Source organism: Amycolatopsis decaplanina DSM 44594 (assembly GCF_000342005.1).
Taxonomy (GTDB): Bacteria; Actinomycetota; Actinomycetes; order Mycobacteriales; family Pseudonocardiaceae; genus Amycolatopsis; species Amycolatopsis decaplanina.
Map to the genome: position 1 here is coordinate 205963 of NZ_AOHO01000063.1, position 17912 is coordinate 223874.

General features: G+C 66.7%; 17 protein-coding genes. 6 read left to right on the plus strand and 11 right to left on the minus strand.

Going from position 1 to position 17912, the window contains the following annotated elements; translation table 11 throughout:
- Positions 1 to 96: 96 nt before the first annotated feature.
- The 3 genes from H074_RS22660 to H074_RS22670 are packed head-to-tail and all read right to left on the minus strand — an operon-like array spanning position 97 to position 3595.
- The gene (locus H074_RS22660; RefSeq protein ID WP_007032396.1) at positions 97 to 939 is read right to left on the minus strand and encodes a transglutaminase family protein; all 843 of its coding nucleotides are present in this window, start codon (positions 937 to 939) and stop codon (positions 97 to 99) included.
- A complete protein-coding gene (locus H074_RS22665) occupies positions 936 to 1883 on the minus strand; it encodes an alpha-E domain-containing protein (RefSeq protein ID WP_007032397.1) in 948 nt (315 codons plus the stop codon). Before H074_RS22665 ends, H074_RS22660 begins: the two co-directional genes overlap by 4 nt.
- Positions 1877 to 3595 (minus strand): circularly permuted type 2 ATP-grasp protein, encoded by a 1719-nt coding sequence (locus tag H074_RS22670; protein ID WP_007032398.1) that lies wholly within the window; start codon positions 3593 to 3595, stop codon positions 1877 to 1879. Before H074_RS22670 ends, H074_RS22665 begins: the two co-directional genes overlap by 7 nt.
- A 148-nt stretch (positions 3596 to 3743) precedes the next feature.
- Here H074_RS22670 and H074_RS22675 point away from each other — a divergent pair, with 148 nt between their 5' ends.
- The 3 genes from H074_RS22675 (at position 3744) to H074_RS22685 (ending at position 6185) form a co-directional block, all read left to right on the plus strand.
- Entirely contained in the window at positions 3744 to 4559 is an 816-nt protein-coding gene (locus tag H074_RS22675; RefSeq protein ID WP_007032399.1) for a basic amino acid ABC transporter substrate-binding protein, read from the plus strand.
- Between the two features lie 70 nt (positions 4560 to 4629).
- The gene (locus H074_RS22680; RefSeq protein WP_007032400.1) at positions 4630 to 5433 is read left to right on the plus strand and encodes an amino acid ABC transporter permease; all 804 of its coding nucleotides are present in this window, start codon (positions 4630 to 4632) and stop codon (positions 5431 to 5433) included.
- Positions 5430 to 6185, plus strand: a complete 756-nt coding sequence (locus H074_RS22685; protein ID WP_007032401.1) for an amino acid ABC transporter ATP-binding protein — start codon at positions 5430 to 5432, stop codon at positions 6183 to 6185. Before H074_RS22680 ends, H074_RS22685 begins: the two co-directional genes overlap by 4 nt.
- Here H074_RS22685 and H074_RS22690 read toward each other — a convergent pair.
- From H074_RS22690 to H074_RS39435, 7 genes are all read right to left on the minus strand, one after another.
- Positions 6182 to 6925 carry an ESX secretion-associated protein EspG gene (locus H074_RS22690; protein ID WP_007032402.1) on the minus strand — a complete coding sequence of 248 codons (744 nt, stop codon included), beginning with the start codon at positions 6923 to 6925 and terminating at the stop codon, positions 6182 to 6184. The genes H074_RS22685 and H074_RS22690 overlap by 4 nt on opposite strands.
- A gap of 2 nt (positions 6926 to 6927) precedes the next feature.
- The gene (locus tag H074_RS22695; protein ID WP_007032403.1) at positions 6928 to 8130 is read right to left on the minus strand and encodes a hypothetical protein; all 1203 of its coding nucleotides are present in this window, start codon (positions 8128 to 8130) and stop codon (positions 6928 to 6930) included.
- Positions 8131 to 8133: 3 nt separating this feature from the next.
- Positions 8134 to 8739, minus strand: coding sequence for a DUF3558 domain-containing protein (locus tag H074_RS39420; protein ID WP_083920477.1), 606 nt, complete (start codon positions 8737 to 8739; stop codon positions 8134 to 8136).
- A complete protein-coding gene (locus tag H074_RS22700; RefSeq protein ID WP_007032404.1) occupies positions 8739 to 9245 on the minus strand; it encodes a hypothetical protein in 507 nt (168 codons plus the stop codon). Before H074_RS22700 ends, H074_RS39420 begins: the two co-directional genes overlap by 1 nt.
- Before the next feature lie 288 nt (positions 9246 to 9533).
- Positions 9534 to 10151, minus strand: a complete 618-nt coding sequence (locus H074_RS22705; RefSeq protein WP_007032405.1) for a DUF3558 domain-containing protein — start codon at positions 10149 to 10151, stop codon at positions 9534 to 9536.
- Positions 10152 to 10839: 688 nt separating this feature from the next.
- Positions 10840 to 11445, minus strand: coding sequence for a DUF3558 domain-containing protein (locus H074_RS39430; RefSeq protein WP_007032406.1), 606 nt, complete (start codon positions 11443 to 11445; stop codon positions 10840 to 10842).
- Positions 11446 to 11577: 132 nt separating this feature from the next.
- Positions 11578 to 12087: a DUF3558 family protein gene (locus tag H074_RS39435; RefSeq protein ID WP_235096849.1), complete on the minus strand. Its 510-nt coding sequence runs from the start codon at positions 12085 to 12087 to the stop codon at positions 11578 to 11580.
- Between the two features lie 275 nt (positions 12088 to 12362).
- Here H074_RS39435 and H074_RS22720 point away from each other — a divergent pair, with 275 nt between their 5' ends.
- Both H074_RS22720 and H074_RS22725 read left to right on the plus strand, forming a co-directional pair.
- Entirely contained in the window at positions 12363 to 14708 is a 2346-nt protein-coding gene (locus H074_RS22720) for a hypothetical protein (RefSeq protein WP_039923212.1), read from the plus strand.
- A 35-nt stretch (positions 14709 to 14743) separates the two neighbouring features.
- Positions 14744 to 15205: an SRPBCC family protein gene (locus H074_RS22725; RefSeq protein WP_007032409.1), complete on the plus strand. Its 462-nt coding sequence runs from the start codon at positions 14744 to 14746 to the stop codon at positions 15203 to 15205.
- Between the two features lie 142 nt (positions 15206 to 15347).
- Here the strand turns inward: H074_RS22725 and H074_RS22730 are convergent, their stop codons facing one another.
- Positions 15348 to 15917 (minus strand): hypothetical protein, encoded by a 570-nt coding sequence (locus H074_RS22730; RefSeq protein WP_007032410.1) that lies wholly within the window; start codon positions 15915 to 15917, stop codon positions 15348 to 15350.
- A 179-nt stretch (positions 15918 to 16096) separates the two neighbouring features.
- Here H074_RS22730 and H074_RS22735 point away from each other — a divergent pair, with 179 nt between their 5' ends.
- On the plus strand, positions 16097 to 17905 hold the full coding sequence (locus tag H074_RS22735) for an NHL domain-containing thioredoxin family protein (protein WP_007032411.1): 1809 nt from the start codon (positions 16097 to 16099) through the stop codon (positions 17903 to 17905).
- Positions 17906 to 17912: the final 7 nt, after the last annotated feature.

The following is a 17912-nucleotide window of genomic DNA, read 5'->3' on the forward strand; positions in this document are numbered from 1 at the left end:
CCACTCACGAGCCCCACTCGGTACCGGCGCTTGGCCGCCTTCACCGCGGACAGCCGGGCCCAGCGAGAGCGAACCGCCGCGGTTTGTCGTACATGGTCACGTCAGCCGGGTCAGCTGCACCGAAACGTCCAAAGTGGACTGACCGCCACCGGTGAAGATGCCCTTGAGCGGCGGCACGTCGGCGTAGTCGCGGCCGTACGCGACCCAGACATGCCGTGGCCCGACCGGGATCGCGTTCGTCGGGTCGTAGGCCCACCAGCCGCCGGTCCAGACGTCGACCCAGGCGTGGCTCTCGCCTTCGACCGTCTCGCCGAGCTTCGCCTCCGGTTTCGTGTGCAGGTACCCGGAGACGTATCGCGCCGGGACGCCGATCGCGCGCAGCATCACCAGCGTCACATGCGCGAAGTCCTGGCAAACCCCTTCGCGCGCACGCCACGCGTCGGTCGCCGTGCTGTGTACGCCGGTCGTCCCCGGCTGGTACTTCAGCTGCTGGTTGACCCATTCGCAGACCGCGAGCACGGCCTCCGCGGGGTCGAGTCCCTTCCGCAGTTCGCGCGCGACCTTCGACAGCTCCGGATCGCGTGGCGTGTACGGCGTCGGCGTCAGGTATTCGGTGCGGTGGTCGACGACGGTTTCGCCGCGCAGATCCTTCCACGTCGCCGAGCGGACCGGCTCGCCTTCGTCGGCGGTCTCGACCACCGACGTCGCGAGCACGGTGAACTCGGTGTGCGGCGCATGAAGGTCGAACGAGGTCACGACGGTGCCCCAGTAATCGGTGTACCGGTAGGCGCGGGTCGCCGGCGTCGTCTCGACCCGGTTCACGACCGTGGTCTGCCGCCGATCGGACCGCGGCGTCAGCCGAGCCTCGTTGTACGACTGCGTGGCCGGCGTCGCGTACCGGTATCCGGTCCGGTGGGCCACCCGAAGCTGCCAGGTCACAGCGAAACCTCCGCACCGCTCCAGGCCACCCAAGGCGACGAATGGAAGTACTGCACCGAAACCGCGTCGCCGATGTCCTTGATCGAGGTCTGCAGGGCGCCGAGCCGCTTCGGCAGGTCCTCCAGCAGATCCGACGGCCGCAGGAACTCCAGCTCACTGCGCGCGCGGCCGAGTTGCCGCAGCGCTTCGGACTTCTCGTTGGCGCGCGAGTTGACGCCGGGGTCCAGCCGCTCCAGGCATTCCTCGGCCTGGCGCAGCGCGTGGAACACCGAACGCGGGAAGAGCGTGTCCCGCAACAAGAACTGCACGACGCGGGCGGCGTCGAGCGCACCGCGATAGGTCCGCAGGTAGGTGTCCTGCGCGCCCGCCGAACGGAGCACGGTGATCCAGCCGGGTGAGGACGCGCTGTCCTGGACCCGCGAAAGCAGCAGCCGCACCACCATGTCCGCGCGTTCGATCGAGCGGCCGAGCACCATGAACAGCCAGCCGTCGTCGCGGCTCATCGTCGAATCCGCGAGCCCGGCGAACATCGCCGCGCGCTCCTCCACGAACGAGAGGAACGCGTGCGGCCCGGCGCGGCGCGCGTACCGCTGCCTGTCCGGCACCGCGTTCCACGTCGCGTTCAGGCATTCCCACAGCTCGGTCGAGACGACCTCGCGGGCACCGCGCGTGTTCTCGCGGGCGGAGTTGATCGAACCGACGATCGACGCGGGATTGTCCTTGGCGTAGGCGACCAGTTCGGTCAGCTTCCACACGTCGAGTGAGTCCATGCCCTCCGGCGTGATGCCGAGGACGGCGAGCAGCTGGCGGCTCGCGTGGTCCGGGTCGACGCTCGCGTCTTCGAGCAGCTGGTGCACGGAGACGTTGAGGATCCGGGAGGTGTCGTCGGCACGTTCGACGTACCGGCCGATCCAGTACAGCGATTCCGCGTTACGGGCTAGCACGGTGACCTCCTACGGCCCGAAGTACTCTTTACCGCTGAGGTCCCATCCTGCTCAGCCTGCTGCTGCTGTTGCTGCTGAGTCGTCGTCAGCTCGGGACCCTGTTCGGCGACCAGACCGTCCACTTGGGACAGCGCGCCGAGCGCGGGCCGCTCCAGCTCCCGCTCCGCCGTCGAGGACCGCGGCGCCAGTACCCAGGTGTCCTTGGAGCCGCCGCCCTGCGACGAGTTGACCACCAGGCTGCCCTCCGGGAGCGCGACCCTGGTCAGTCCGCCCGGCAGGACGAAGATGTCCTTGCCGTCGTTGACCGCGAACGGGCGGAGGTCGACGTGCCGCGGCGCCAGTCGTTCATCCACTTTGGATGGAACGGTGGAGAGCTGGACCACCGGCTGGGCGATCCAGCCGCGTTTGTGCGCCCGGACCTTCCGCTTCAACGCGGTCAGCTCGGCCTGCGTCGCCTCCGGGCCGAACACGATGCCGTAGCCGCCCGAACCCTCGACCGGTTTGATCACCAGTTCGTCCATGTGCTGCATGACGTGGTCGAACTCGTCCGGCAGCCAGCACCGGAAGGTGTCCACGTTGGGCAGCAGCGGCTTCTCGTTGAGGTAGTACTTCACCATCTCGGGCACGTAGGTGTAGACGAGCTTGTCGTCGCCCACGCCGTTGCCGACCGCGTTCGCGATCACCACGTTGCCCGCGCGCGCCGCGTTCAGGATTCCGGCGACGCCGAGCACGGAGTCCGGCCGGTAGTGGACCGGATCGAGGAACTCGTCGTCGATCCGCCGGTAGATGACGTCGACCTGCTGTTCGCCCTCGGTGGTGCGGAGGTAGACGACGTTGTCACGGCAGAACATGTCGCGGCCTTCGACCAGCTCGACGCCCATCAGCCGGGCTAGCAGCGAATGCTCGAAGTACGCCGAGTTGTGCACCCCGGGCGTGAGCACGACGACCATCGGGTCGGCGACGTTCACCGCGGCCGCCGCCCGCAGCGCGCGCAGCAGATGCGAGGCGTAATCGCCGACCGGACGGACCCGGTGCTGGGCGAACAGATCCGGGAACACGCGCGCCATCGTGCGGCGGTTCTCCATCACGTACGACACGCCGGACGGATTGCGGAGGTTGTCCTCCAGTACCCGGAAGGTGCCCTCCTCGTCACGCACCAGGTCCACACCGGACACGTGGATGCGGACGCCGTTGGGCGGGTTGATCCCGAACGCCTCGCGCTGGAAGTGCTCGCACGAGGTGATCAGCCGTCGCGGGAGAACGCCGTCGCGCAGGATCTGCCGGTCGCCGTACACATCGGCGAGAAAGGCTTCGAGCGCGCGGACCCGTTGCGCCACACCGCGTTCGAGTTTGCCCCATTCGGCAGAAGTGATCACGCGCGGCACCAGGTCGAGCGGGAAGGGGCGTTCCTGGCCGGACAGCGAGAACGTGATGCCCTGATCCACCATCGCCCGGTCGATCGCCGCCGACCGGGACGAGAGGTCCGCCGACGTCAGTGCGGAGATCGACTCGTACAGCGCCCGGTACGGCTGGCGGACCGTGCCGTCGGCGGTGAACATCTCGTCGTACGCGCCCGCGTGCGGCCGGGACGGCGAGAGATAGCCGTCGAACTGCGCCCCGGGTTTCGCCGTGCGCCGTGCCGACGTCGTCGTCCGCGGGCGTCGGCCCGCAGGTGGGAGACGCGGCGCCGAGTTGTTGTTCATGGTCGCCATACTCGCTCACCCTGCCATGTCGGCGCGATACCTCATGCAACGCCCGTGACGGCCGAAACGGCGCTGTAACGTCGTAGTGCTGTGCTTGCCGCCGGATGAGTGGCAATATGCGTGCTCTCGACACATGGGAACTACGAGGAGTGACGACGTGGCTCGATTCAAAGCGCTCGCCCTGATCCCGGCGCTCGCCCTCGCCGCGGGGGCGCTGTCCGCTTGTGGTGAGGAAGGCGGTACTGCGGCCGGCGGCGTCCAGCTCGTCGCTTCCGGCAAGGTCACCACCTGCACGCACCTGCCCTACCAGCCGTTCCAGGTCAAGCAAGGCGACAAGATCGTCGGCTTCGACGTGGACCTGGTCGACCTCGTCGGCAAGAAGCTGGGTGTCGAGCAGAGCATCGTCGACATCGCCTTCGAGAACATCGAGTCCGGCGAAGCGATGAACAGCGGCCAGTGCGACCTCGCCGCCGCCGGGATGACGATCACCGACAAGCGCAAGGAGAAGTTCGACTTTTCCGACCCGTACTTCGAGGCGACCCAGGCGCTGCTGGTCAAGACCGGTTCGCCGATCAAGGACCTGTCCAATGTCGCGGGCAAGAAGATCGGTGTCCAGTCGGCCACCACCGGCGCCGACTACGCCAAGGAGAAGGCCGCCGGCGCGGAGATCGTCACCTTCGACGACCTCGCGCTGCTGGAGCAGGCCGTCAAGAACGGCACGGTCGACGCGGGCGTCAACGACAACGGCGTGCTCTACGACTTCGCGAAGACGAACCCGGACACGACGGTCGTCACCGAGTTCAAGACGAACGAGTTCTATGGCATCGGCGTGAAGAAGGGCAACAGCGCCCTCCTCGGCCAGGTCAACGAGGTGCTCAAGGCTTCCGTGGCCGACGGTTCCTACGCGCAGATCTACCAGAAGTGGTTCGGCAAGGCGCCGACCTGGCAGCCGGGCAGCCCGACCGCCGGTTGATAATCACCTCTCCTGTGGCCGGTGCCAGCGCACCGGCCACAGGCTTGTCGCCACCTGTTTGAGGAGAGAAATGGCTTTGAGCCGCCGCCAGCGACGTTCGGCGTTCCGGACCGGGCAATACGTCCTGCTGCTGGTGATCGTCATCGTGCTCGCGCTGCTGGCCGACTGGAGCAAGATCGGCAAGGCGTTCTTCGACCTCGACGTCGCCGCCAAGCAGTTCCCGGACGTGATCACGGTCGCGCTGAAGAACACCGTCATCTTCACCGCGCTGGGCTTCGCGCTCGGCCTGGGGCTGGGCCTCGTGCTCGCCCTGATGAGACTTTCCTCGGTCGGCCCGTACCGCTGGTTCGCGCGCGGGTACATCGAGTTCTTCCGCGGCCTGCCCGCGCTGCTGATCTTCCTCGCCGTGGGGATCGGTGTGCCCACCGCGTTCGCCACGCAGCTGCCGCGCAACGTCGCGATCATGCTGGCACTGGGCATCGTGTCCTCGGCCTACATGGCGGAGACCATCCGCGCCGGTATCCAGGCCGTGCCGCGTGGGCAGATCGAGGCCGCGCGCTCGCTCGGCATGTCCCCGGCGCGCACGATGATCACCGTCGTGATCCCGCAGGCGTTCCGGATCATCCTGCCGCCGCTGGCCAACGAGCTGATCATGCTGACGAAGGACTCTTCGCTGGCGTTCCTGCTCGGCACCACGCCGGCACAGCAGGAACTCGCGCAGTTCAGCCGTCAGGCGTTGCTGGAGGCCAAGGGTCTGACCCCGATCGTCGTCGCGGGTCTCTGCTACCTGGTCATCACCATCCCGCTGTCGATCCTGCAGCAGCGGCTAGAGAAGAAATACGGGGCCGGAGTGCCCGGCGGAGGAACGGTATGACCACCCAGACGATCGTCGAGGTTTCGGGACTGCACAAGGCGTTCGGCGAACTCGAAGTGCTCAAGGGCATCGACCTGCAGGTCGAGCGGGGGCAGGTCGTCTGCATCATCGGCCCGTCGGGTTCCGGCAAGTCGACGCTGCTGCGCTGCGTCAACCTGCTCGAAGAACCGCAGCAGGGCAAGATCGTGGTCAACGGCAGCGAGATCACCGACCCGGACGTCGACATCGACGGCGCCCGCACGAAGATCGGCATGGTCTTCCAGTCGTTCAACCTCTTCTCGCACCTGAGCGTGCTCGAAAACCTCACCGTCGCGCAGCGCAAGGTGTTGAAGCGCGGCAAGGAAGAGGCGGAGCTCGTCGCGCGGGAAAACCTCGCGAAGGTCGGGCTGGCGGAGAAGGAGTCTTCGCTGCCGACTCAGCTTTCCGGCGGGCAGCAGCAGCGCGTCGCGATCGCCAGGGCGCTTTCGATGAACCCCGACGTCATGCTGTTCGACGAACCGACGTCCGCCCTCGACCCCGAACTGGTCGGCGACGTCCTCGCGGTCATGCGGCAGCTCGCGCAGGAAGGCATGACGATGCTCGTCGTCACGCACGAGATGCAGTTCGCCCGCGAGGTGGCCGACATCGTGCTGTTCATGGACGGTGGTGTGGTCGTCGAGCAGGGCGCGCCGGACCAGGTGATCGGGGACCCGCAGGAGGAACGCACGAAGACGTTCCTCTCGCGGGTCCTGAACCCGAATCACCAGGGCTAGCGACCTCGGAGCTGCGACTCCAGCTGGACGACCTTGGCGACGATTTCGTGCGGCCCGGCGCCCATGAGGCTCACCCAGCCCTTGGCGTCCGGGCCGAACACGACGCGGCCCTGTTCGGTGTCCATCCAGCCCGGTGGTCTTTCGACGCGTTTCCGGTTGCCGCCGCCGTCACGGATGGCGACGTAAAGCCTTCCGAAGAAGGTGTGCGGCGACCGGATCCACTGGAGGATCTTCTTGGCGTCGCGAATGCTCGGGCTGGTGCCGGTCAGCATCTCGCCCTTCATCAGGACTTGCAGATCGGCTTCCGAGCAGTTCAAGGACGGTGTGCGCGCCGGGGGAGCCTCGGGGAGCAGGCCGGTGAACTCCTGCGCCAGCGTGTCCGGCCGGGTCGGTGTCAGGTAGACGACCTTGTCGACCAAGACGACGTTGACCGCTTCCCGGCCACTGCCCGCGGCGCGAACGGTCCGCTCACGTCCCTCGGACTTCACCCACGAGTAGTACTCCACCGCCGGCCGCTGCAGGAAACGAAGCGTGTCGAGGAATTCGTCGTCGATCCGGCCGCGCCTGAGCAGTCCTTGTCTGTCCAATTCGGACTGCGCGGTGGCGGTGAGCTCGCGACGTTCCTCAGGCAGATACCACTGCGCGCCACGGACGAGCGTCGGGTGGATGTCGCCGAGATTATGTCGGTCCAGCAGGGTTTCGTAGGTCTGAAGCGTCAGTTCGACGGGCTTCTGCAGCACGGTCAGGCGCCGATCACCGGCGGGACCGGCTTGTCCCCGTCGTAGCCGCCGAAGATGGAGTCGCCGTCCTCTTCCTGCAGCATGATCTTGCGCTGGTGCTCCTCGTCCTCGCCACCCTTGCCGCCTTTACCGGCGCCCATTCCGCCGCCCCCCATGCCCGGCGCGCCGGGACGTCCCGCCGCTGGTCCTCCCGCCGGTGTACCGGCCGGCCCGCGCATCGCACCTTCACCGGGCATGGCCGCGCCGACACCGCGACCGGGCCCCATGCTCCCCGGCCCGCCCGTCGACCCACCCGGCCCGAACCCGCCGCCGGGCCCGAATCCGCCACTGAACCCGCCCGCCCCAGGACCGAATCCACTGCCGCCACCGGGCCCGCCGCTTCCGGGGCCGAACGCGGGCGGCCGGAACTCACCCGAATGCATCGGGGGCGCCGGTTTCACCGAAGAGAGATCGGTCCCGTCGTTCGGCCGCCGATTGGGCGGCGGGATTTGCGGCATCCTCGGCGGCTGCGGAGCCTGCGGCGGCCTCGGCGCCTGATACCCCTCGGCCCCCGGAGGCGCGCTGTACGAACTCGGCCCGCCGGTGTACCCACCGGGCCCACCATGCCTGCCCGAGTCGCCACCCGAATGCCCGCCGGTGAACCCGCTGACCTTGGTCTGACCAGGATCGATCGGATCGGGAGTGATCGGCCCCGACGAAACGTTCGGATCGTGCGCGGCCGGATAGACCGGCGCGAGCGACTGCTGCCGCGGCTGAGTGCTTTGATAGTACGGCTCGTAGATCTCGACGTTGTGCTTGGTGTCCGCGTCGAACTTCGCCGCCGCGATCTCGTCGTCACTCGCGCCGATGGACAAGACGTCTTCAGGCCCGCTGTCCCCCGCGCGCTCCTTCTCGACCGGGCGGACGTTGCCGCGTGTGTAGTGGAAAGAGGCGTTCTGGTCGTACATCGACTGGCGGGCGCGATCCATGTTCTCGCCCGCGATCTTGGAGGTCGCGATGAGCGGGGCGAGACCCGCTGTTCCGCTGTCGGCCGCTTTGCCCTTCCAGAAGGAACTCAATGTCGTCTGGCTGTTGGTCATCGCCTTGGTGATGTCCTCGTGGATCACGAGGAGCTTGTGTGAGGCGACCTGAGCCCGGTCGAGACTTTCTGTCGTAGCAGGGTAGGTGTTGAGCTTGGTGAAGATCTCCCAACCGCTATAAGTCATCGCCTAGGCTCCCTTGAGATGCTTGATCGCCGAAGCCGCGATCTTCGTCGCCATCCCGCACGGATCGGAGTGCGAAGGGTGGTCGCTGCCTAGTCGCGGAATGACCGTGTAGACGAGGTCATTCCGAACGCCGACGGCGAGCGTGCAAGTCCCTGGTCCTTCTCCGCCGTTCGCATAGACAACGGCCGGGTAGCCAGCAACTTGTTCGACTGGCTTGAACGTGGTCAAGCCCCCCGCCGCGTTTTGAGCGTAGAGAGAACTAAGGCCGTCTTTGTTGCCCGCAACAAGGCCGGCGCTGACAGTGTTCGCTCCTTTTGCGAAGATCCATGCGCAGGCTTTACCCATGGTCAACTCTTCTTGTTCGGAGCGCTCGACCTTGCCTCCGACGGACTCGACCTCCGCACTGGGGATGACTGTGCACGGGTCGGATTCGAACTGTGCGGTGTTAGTGATCGGGTTCGCTACAGCGGGCGCTCCGTTCGAGGGAAGTCCCGTCGAAGTGGGCACGCTCGTCGGAGTAGGAGTGCTGGCCTTCTGGTCACTGCAGCCACCGAGAAGCGCCATCGAGCTCAATGCCGCGATGGTCAGGAGCGTGGCCTTGGGTCGCATCAGTCGATCTTTCCAATCTGACGGAGCGCGTCGATCGCAGCTTGGTCTTGCTCTTGGTAGGCAGTCCGGATTTGGATCAAAGTGTCGACATAGGAACGGGTGTACTGCTCGGCGCCCTGGAGAAAGTTCTTGTATTCGGCGCCGGACTTGTTCGCTGTCGCTACGTAGCCCTGGCTACCGACCTCATCGCCTGGCGGTTTTATCTGGTCCAGCCACACGGCTTCGTTCTGAGCACGTCGGAAGTCGTTCTTGATGCAGTCTTCGAGCGACTTGATCACCTGATCCATGGCCGCCGGGTCGAACTCCCAGCCACCGTTCGCCGACGCGGCCGCGAAGTCGGCCTTCGCCTGGCCGCTGCCCAGCGTGACGTAGTTCGGCGGCGGGCCCGGCTGCGGCGGCGCTGCGGTGGCGCCCTGGATCAGCCCCGACCCCGGCGGCGGTGACTGCGGCGACGTCGTGTTCAGCTGGCCGTAGACCCCTTGAGGGCCGCTTCCCGATCGTGTCATGTCGTGCCTCCCCGCACGGGCCGCGAAGGGTGCGACCTACCCGTAGTTCATCGCTGACTCCAACCGGTGACGATAGCAGCAGGTAGATCGCTGATCAGCTCTTCTGCGAAAGATCACCATCGAAAGGTGGGACGATCAGCGTGGCCGGGCCTGAAAGAGGGCATTTGTCTGGTCAGGACAGCTGTCCTCGGCTCTGCTACCAGCAGTAAGGAGGCGTTCTGGTCGTACATCGACTGGCGGGCGCGGTCCATGTTGTCGCTCGCGACCTTGGAGGTCACGATGAGCGGATCATTGCGCCGCCTTGAGCTGCTGAATTGCGAGCGTGCCGAGCTTGGTGGCCATTCCGCATGGGTCGGATCGGTTCGGGTTGCTGGTCCCAGGTGTCGCGACGATCGTGTACGTGAGGTCGTTACGGACTCCGACAGCGAGGTTGCAGACGTAACTGCGTTCGCCGCCGTTCGCGAAAACCACCGAGGGGTAGCCGTCGATCGCCTCCGACGGTTTGAACGTCGTGAGGCCCCTCCCCTGCGCGTTCAACGCGTACAGATGACTCAGGCCGTCACGTTCTCCGATGTTCATTCCCGCGCTGATCGTGCCCAGCCCATCGGTGAACACCCAAGTGCAGACCTTGCCGGAGGACAGATCATCCACCCGGGATCGGTCCACAGCGCCGCCACCGAACGATTGGATCTGATCACTTTTCACAACGCCGCAGGGATCGGCTTCGGCAGCAGCGGTGTCCAGAGGCTTGTCGATGTTCGGCGCGCCGGCACGCGGTAGCGAAGTCGGCTGCCCGACGGGGGACGAAGGGGCCGGTGCCGTCGGGTTGCCTTTGTTGGAATCGCTGCACGCGCTGACAAGCAACGCAGCTGTCGCCAAAACGAAAAGAGCCGAACGTGATCCCATGCAAACTGCCTTTCCAACGTTGCGAATGGCGTCCAGGCGGCATGGTCCTGTCGCTGATACGCGCGGTGAGCGGCGCGAGGCCTGCTGCTCCAGAGTCGGCGGCCTTAGTTTCCGCCGGTGAGCTGGGTGAGCATCTCCCAACCGCTGCCGGTCATCACCTAAGCTCCTTTGAGCTTCTTGATTGCTGCGGAAGCGACTTTGGTGGCCAACCGCAGGAATCTGACAGCATGGGATTACCAGTGATCAGGAGCGGTGTGACAGTATAGGTGAGATCATCGCGAACGCCCACGGCGAGCACGCATCACCCCTCGCCTTCTCCGCCATTGTCATAGATGACAACCCGGATATCTTCGATCGATTCGATCGGCTTGAAAGTGGACAGCCCGCCCTGCACGTGCTTCGCGTCGATCTCTGTTTTTCGACCTTCCCACCTATTTCCTCGATCTGCGTGGTGGCCACCGTGCTGCAGGGTCTGATTCGGCCTGGGCGGCATTCAGAATCGGGTTCGTCACGGAAGGGGCGCCGTTGGCCGAGAGTCGGGCAGAGGTAGGTGCTGTCGGGCGGCTGAGGTCGCATTGCCCGTCTTCGGAGCGCTGCATCCGCTGAGAAGCAGCAGCGTACCCACTGCGGTTATGGACACGAGCTTCCTAACGTGCAGCATCAGTCTGCCTTCCCCAGCCGCTGTAGGTCATTGGACCGCCTTCAAATGCTGGATAGCGAACTCTGCGATCTTCACGCTCAAGCCGCACGGGTCCTCCAGGTAGGCGCTACCGCGCCGTAGTTGTGTGACCAGGACGTATGTCACGTCGTCACGGAGGCCCACCGCGAGCTGGCAGGCGCCCTGACCTTCGCCGCCATTCGCGTACTCGACTGCCGGGTATCCGGCGATGTTCGGTAGGGGTTTGAACGTCGTGACACCGCTACCTTGTGCTTTGAGGGCATAGAGGTGACTGAGGCCGTCGGGCTGATTGACGTTCAATGCGCCGCTGACGTTCCCCGCGGAGTTCGCGAAGATCCAGGCACAACCTCGCCCGCTCGCGATATCTTCGGCCGCTGCGTTCTTGAGCGTTCCTCCCACGGCTTCGACTTCGGTCTTGGTAGCAGCGCCGCAGGGATCCGTGGCCAACAGGTCGGTCTTCAGCGGACTTTGTACGGCCGGGGCGCCGGCTCGCGGTAGGCCCATGGACGAGGCCGGTGCAGGGGTGAGACTCCCCGAGGTCGTGTCACCCTTGCAAGCCGTCGCGAGTAGCAAAGTTGTGCAGGTGATTGTCGCGGCGATGATGAGCCGTCGCATTTCAGTGGGCCTTCCTGTTTTCATTTGTCGGGTGCCGCACCGTTTTGGCTGGTCAGGGCTTCTTGAGATTCTTGATCGCCGCTGCGGCGACCTTGGTCACCATCCCGCATGGGTCGGAATACGAAGGGTGTCTCATGGACAGGAGTGGGATAAAGGTGTAAACGAGATCGTCGCGGATGCCGACAGCCAACGTGCCGGCCCCCCGCCTTCGCCGCCATTGGCGTAGAGCACCGCGGGATACCCGTTGATCGGGGCCACCGGCTTGAAGGTGGTAAGGCCGCCGCGGGCGTTCTGCGCGTATAGCGAGCTCAATCCATCTTTATTGCCGGCAACAAGGCCTCCGCTCATGGTGCTTGGCGTCTCTTGGAACACCCACGCGCAGGCTTTTCCCATGGTCAAATCGTCAAGGCGGGAGTTCTTGACCTTGCCGCCGATCGCCTCGATCTCGGCCGTGGGGATGGCACTGCACGGATCCGCCTCGAACGCCGCCGTCGCGCTGATCGGGTTCGACACCGCCGGGGCTCCATCGGACGGCAGCCGTGCCGAAGGCGGTGCGCTCGTCGTCGCGGTGCCGGTCACCTCGGTGCCGCAGCCACCGGCCAAGAGCGATACTGCCGCTGCCAAGAGCAAGAAACGCTTCATGTCGTGCCTCCCCGCACGGGCCACGAAGGGCGTGATCTACCCATAGTCCAGAACTGACTCCGGTGAGTGACCACAGCGACGAATCACCGTCCTGGCGGCGAATCCGGCCGAGATCACCGCCCAGGAAGCGAACTGCCTGGTCCGGAGCCCGAGGCGGCCGTTCTGCCGTCGTAGTCCCATGGCAGGTTCCGGTCTACTGTCCTGGAAACTTGCGAATCCCGTGCATGATCGGCTTCGCTGGTGGCCGAGGAACGATGGGGGAGGGAAGCGAGACGATGCCGGGTTTTCGGCGCAACAACGGGCCGCGCGATCCGGGGGAAAGCGACCAGAACGGCGACGCGTCACTGCCGCCGCTCGACCCGTTCGACCCGGACCCCGACAAGCGGTACGAGGTTCCGGCGTCCGAGCTGATGAAGCCGGGGACGACGGGGTTGCTCCGGTGGCGGCGCCAGGCGACCAACGCGCCGATCGTGCAGGTCGAGGACGCTTACATCACCGGGACGCTCGATCTGCGAGCGGCCGACATCAAGTATCTGTTCCGGTTCGAACGGTGCCGTTTCGAGCATCCGCCGGACGTCCGCGAGGCGCATCTGCTCGGGCTCGTGTTCCGCAAGTGCTGGCTGCCCGGGCTCAAGGCACGCAACCTTCGCACCCGCAACGATGTCCGCCTCATCCGCAGTGTCGTGCACGTCGACGCCGAGCACGAGATCGAAGAGACCACGGTCCAGCGTGGCGACGATCGTGAGCGCGGGATGCCGAACGCGGCGGTCAACCTCACCGACGCGGTCATCGAGGGTTCGGTCGTGCTGACCCGCACGGTGATCACCCATCCGCGTGGCAAGGCGATCCAGGCCGACCGGGTCAACATCGTCGGCGCGCTGCTGGCGTATCGGTTGGTGGCCAACGGAGAAGTCCGCATCCCGGGGATGCGGGCCGGCGGTAACGTCAACTTCTCCGGCGCGACGCTGAACAACCGGGACGGCTTCGCGCTCAACGGAAACGGGATCCACATCGGCGGCAGCCTGTTGTGCGAGGTGGACAACTACGGGCCTGCCGCGCAGCGCAAACGCTTCTCCGCCAGTGGGATCATGTTCCTCCCGAGCGCCACTGTGGACAGTGACATCATCTTCCGCGAGGCCAAGCTTTCGGTGAACCAGGGCGGGCCGATCGTCGTCGACGCGTGGAAGTCGAACGATCCGTACATCGACCCGAGGCCGGCGCTGGTCGCGGATCGCTCGACGGTCAACGGAAACCTCGAGTTGAGCGACGGCATGCAGGCGACCGGGACGCTGCGGATGGTCAACGCCCGGATCGGCGGCTCGCTGCGGTTGGCGGGCGCCGAGGTCCAGGTCGTCCGCGGGCAGAGCATCCCTTACTACGACCGCGCGATCCACCTCGACGGGACCACCATCGGCGGCGATCTCGAGGCGACGAGTCTGCGTGTGCCGTCCGGGCAGTTGCGCATGGCCGACATCACCGTCGGCGGCAACGTGCTGGCGTGGAACTCGATGTTCCTGCATCCGCGCCGCGACGTCTTTTCCGCGCGGCGCGCGAAGATCGCCGGCAACTTCCAACTCACCGACGCGACCGTCCAGGGCACGTTGCGGCTGCAGGGCGCCGAGGTCGGCGGCAGTGTGAACCTCTTCGGCACGAGCCTGACCGAACCCGGTGCGCGCACGCGCACCAGCTACTCGCTGGACGTCCGTACCGCGCGGATCGGCCGTGACCTGATCCTCACCGAGAACAAGGAACGTCCGTTCGTCGCGCAGGGCGGGGTCAACCTCGACGGCGCGCAGGTCGCGCGGCGCGTCGACTTCCGTGGCGCACGGCTCGGTTCCCTGCCGCAGCACGGAATCGCGCTCGATGGCAGTGATGTCTCGGCCGACGAATTCCTGCTCACGCCCGGTGCTCCGCCGGACGGCAGGATCGTGTTGCGGCGTGCGCATTGCGGGACACTGGGCGACAACGAGGCGTTCTGGGCGTCGGCGACGGGAATCGAGCTGGAGGACTTCCGGTACGACGCGCTGCAGGAGGACATCGCGCTCGACGACGACCGGGCGATCGATCATCGGATCGTGTTGCTGCGCAAGGCGATGGACGGTTACCGCCCGGGACCCTACGACCAGCTGGCCGCGACACTGCGCGCGTCCGGTAATGAAGAGCACGCCTCCACGGTGCTGCTGAAGAAACAGCAGTTCCGGTACGAAGCGCTCGCGAAGGGCTTCAAGTTCTTCGGACCCGGCGTGCACGTGTGGAGCTGGTTGCAGCGGTCGATGGTCGGTTACGGGTTCCGTCCGGTGCGTGCGCTCGGCTGGCTGCTGACGCTGCTCGTGCTGGGCAGCCTGTGGTTCGGGCTCGGGACCGACGACTGCGTCACCAACCCCAATCTCACGGTGAGCGGGCCGCGGTGCCTGGTCAACCAGGACGACACCGGGCTGCAGTGGAACCCGGTGCTGTACACGATCGACCTGCTGGTCCCGATCGTTGACTTCGGCAACAAGTCGCGCTGGTACATGCACGGCATGGACAACTGGGTCGCGGCCGGGTTCACCGCGTCGGGCTGGGTGCTGGCGACGACGGTCGCGGCCGGCATAAGCCGCATGCTCCGCCGCGACAACTGAGGGTATTTCACATACCCTCAGTACGGAGGTATGTCATGACGGAGCCCAGTGCCACCGGCAAGATCGCGATCGCCGCCCCGCCCGAGAAGGTGTATTCCCTGGTCAGTGACCCGGGTGCGCTCGCGGGCATGGCCGAGGAATACGAGGGACACCGCTGGGTCGGCCCGGCGGGGGCAACCGTCGGTGCCAAGTTCCGCGGCAGCAACCGCCGGGGGCTCCGTCGCTGGAGCACTCTCTCGACGATCACGGACGCCGACGAGGGCAAGCGGTTCGCTTTCGAGGTGACCACCTTCGCCGGTCTTCCCGTCGCGCGCTGGCAGTACGACATCGAGGCGTCGGGTGACGGTTGCGTGGCCGTCGAGAGCACGTGGGACCGGCGGCCGGGCTGGCTCCGCGGGCCGACGTCGCTTTTCACCGGAGTCTGGAAGCGGGACGACGCCAACCGGGCGAACATCGCGGCGACACTGGCCCGGCTGAAGACCGCCGCCGAATCCTGACCCTTTACCACGGCGGCCCCGGATTGGCGAAAAAGAGCAAGGGACCTTTGCTATCGCCTGGGGCACATATGGTGACAGCTCACGCGCGAAGCGACCACATGTAGTGGCCCCCAAGTATGAACTCAAGGCATGAACGGTCCGCTCATTCAACGAACCGCGACCAGAACTCGACGTGTCGCGGACCGCCCGCCGGCGGTGGCCCCAGTGGCTGGCCGTGGAAGTCGTGCTGCAGGTAACCCCGCAGGTCGTAGCCGTAATAGACGATGTCGGTCTGATACACCGACAGCACCGGATACCCGGTACTCCCGGCGATCCCGGGCAGATACCGATGCCCGCACACGGGCACCAGCTGAGGGGCGAGCGCCAGATGCGAGCGGGCCCGCGAAAGCGCGTCGGCGAGGTCGATCGGGCGCATGCCCCAGTCCGGCAGCCAGAAGCCGTTGTGTTCGACGTCGTAGAGCACCCCGTCCACCGGCCAGTCCAGTCGTTTCCGCAGCTGGTCGGGGTTGCCGCAGCGCCAATCCGGCCAGCGGTCGCCGATCGGCACCCCGGCGGACAGGAACGTCCGGTGGTCGGCGGCGAACCGGAAGCCGTAGCGTGCTTCGACGTCGTCGAGCTCGGCCTCGCTCAACCCGGGACGCACGGGTTCGGCCAAGCTCGCCTGGAGGTCGTGTGCCTCCTCGATGGTGAAGGCGTGCTCAACAGTGGACATGTGTTCGAGCCTAAATTGCCCGACGCGTGGACGCCTTCCCTTTTAACACCGCTCCCTCATCACCCACATGAGGCTCCTCCCCCGGGGTGAGCTCGCCCTCCCAACGCCTGGACCTCGGAACAGAGCGGCGACGGGTGTAGTTCACTCATGTCGTGACTTCTCCACGAACGCAGTCCCGCGTGCGCGCGCCCGAGCTCGCCGGTGACGGGTGGCTCAACACCGGCGGCGAGCGGATCAAGCTCGCCGGGCTGCGCGGCCGCGTCGTCCTGCTGGACTTCTGGACCAGCGGCTGCATCAACTGCCTGCACGTGCTGGACGAGCTGCGCCCGCTGGAGGCCGAGTTCGCCGACGTCCTGGTGACCATCGGCGTTCATTCGCCCAAGTTCCTGCACGAGGGCGAAGCGGCCGCGATCGAGGCCGCGGTGCGGCGCTACGAGGTCCACCACCCGGTCCTCAACGACCCGAAGATGACCACCTGGTCGCAGTACGCCGTCAAGGCGTGGCCGACGCTCGTCGTCGTCGACCCCGAGGGTTACGTCGTCCACGTCGCCGCCGGTGAAGGGCACGCCGAGTCGCTGCGCCGGGTGATCGCAGACCTCGTCGTGACCCACGACGCCAAGGGCACGCTGCGCCGCGGCGGCAGCCCGTACGTCCCGGCCGAGGAACAGCGCACCGAGTTGCGCTTCCCGAGCAAGGCCGTCACCACCGCCGAAGGCCGCATCCTGGTCGCCGACACCGGCAACCACTCCATCGTCGAGTTCGCGTCCGACGGCGAGACGATCATCCGCCGCTTCGGCAGCGGAGAGCGCGGTGCGCAGGACGGACCGTTCGACCTGGCGAGCTTTACCGAGCCGTCCGGGATCACCCTCTTGCCGTACGAGGTCGCCGAGCGCGCGGGTTACCACGCCGTCGTCGCCGACACGGCCGGTCACCGGCTGCGCGGCATCGACCTGATCACCGGCGAGGTCTCGACGGTCGCCGGCACCGGCCGCCAGTGGCGCGACGGCGTCGACACCGGCAAGGCGCTCGACATCGACCTCACCAGCCCCTGGGACGTCGCCTGGTGGGGTCCCGCGGGCGGGGTCGTGGTCGCCATGGCGGGCAACCACACGCTGAGCGTGTTCGAGCCGGTCTCGGGCACCATCCGCCGCTTCGCCGGTACGACCGTCGAGGGCCTGCGTGACGGCGACGTCCACGAAGCGTTCTTCGCGCAGACGTCCGGTCTGACGCCTGACGGACAGAAGCTGTGGCTCGCGGACGCCGAGACATCGGCGCTGCGCTGGATCCAGCCCGAGGGCGAGACGTTCACCGTGCACACCGCGGTCGGGGTCGATCTGTTCTCCTTCGGTCACGTCGACGGGCCCGCCGACAAGGCGCTCCTGCAGCATCCGCTCGGCCTCGTCGTGCTGCCGGGCGACACCGTCGCGATCGCCGACACCTACAACGGCGCCATCCGCCGCTACGACCCGCTCACTCGCCAGGTGACCACGCTCGCGACCGGTCTCGCGGAGCCGTCCGGTCTGCTGATGCACGACGGCGAACTGCTGGTCGTCGAGTCGGCGGGAAGCCGGATCGGACCCGTGCCGCTCGGCGAGCAGGCCGTGGCCGGGGACGCGCACGCGGTCCGCCGTCCGCCGACCGTGCTGGCGCCAGGCGAACTGGAGTTCTCCGTCGTCTTCACGCCGCCGCCCGGCGAGAAACTCGACGACCGGTTCGGCCCGTCGACGCGGCTGGAGATCAGCGCGTCACCGCCGGAGCTGCTCGTCGACGGCGCCGGGGTGGGCACGGACCTGTTCCGCAAGCTCCGCTTCGCCGAGGGCGTCACCGGAGGTGTGCTGCAGGTCGTCGCGCAGGCCGCGAGCTGTGACGACGGTGGCGAGCACCCCGCGTGCCGTATCACCCGGCAGGACTGGGGAGTGCCGGTGCGATTCGAAAACGGCGGAGAAAGCGTGCTGAGCCTGGTCATGGCGGGGGATCCGGGTAAGTAGAGTCGTA

Coding starts and splice junctions, on each gene's coding strand:
- H074_RS39430 (WP_007032406.1), bottom strand. CDS start 11,445: ATGCGACGGCTCATCATCGCCGCGACAATCACCTGCACAACTTTGCTA.
- H074_RS22725 (WP_007032409.1), top strand. CDS start 14,744: ATGACGGAGCCCAGTGCCACCGGCAAGATCGCGATCGCCGCCCCGCCC.
- H074_RS22685 (WP_007032401.1), top strand. CDS start 5,430: ATGACCACCCAGACGATCGTCGAGGTTTCGGGACTGCACAAGGCGTTC.
- H074_RS39420 (WP_083920477.1), bottom strand. CDS start 8,739: ATGCGACCCAAGGCCACGCTCCTGACCATCGCGGCATTGAGCTCGATG.
- H074_RS22705 (WP_007032405.1), bottom strand. CDS start 10,151: ATGGGATCACGTTCGGCTCTTTTCGTTTTGGCGACAGCTGCGTTGCTT.
- H074_RS22730 (WP_007032410.1), bottom strand. CDS start 15,917: ATGTCCACTGTTGAGCACGCCTTCACCATCGAGGAGGCACACGACCTC.
- H074_RS22720 (WP_039923212.1), top strand. CDS start 12,363: ATGCCGGGTTTTCGGCGCAACAACGGGCCGCGCGATCCGGGGGAAAGC.
- H074_RS22680 (WP_007032400.1), top strand. CDS start 4,630: ATGGCTTTGAGCCGCCGCCAGCGACGTTCGGCGTTCCGGACCGGGCAA.
- H074_RS22695 (WP_007032403.1), bottom strand. CDS start 8,130: ATGACTTATAGCGGTTGGGAGATCTTCACCAAGCTCAACACCTACCCT.
- H074_RS22670 (WP_007032398.1), bottom strand. CDS start 3,595: ATGGCGACCATGAACAACAACTCGGCGCCGCGTCTCCCACCTGCGGGC.
- H074_RS22700 (WP_007032404.1), bottom strand. CDS start 9,245: ATGACACGATCGGGAAGCGGCCCTCAAGGGGTCTACGGCCAGCTGAAC.
- H074_RS39435 (WP_235096849.1), bottom strand. CDS start 12,087: ATGAAGCGTTTCTTGCTCTTGGCAGCGGCAGTATCGCTCTTGGCCGGT.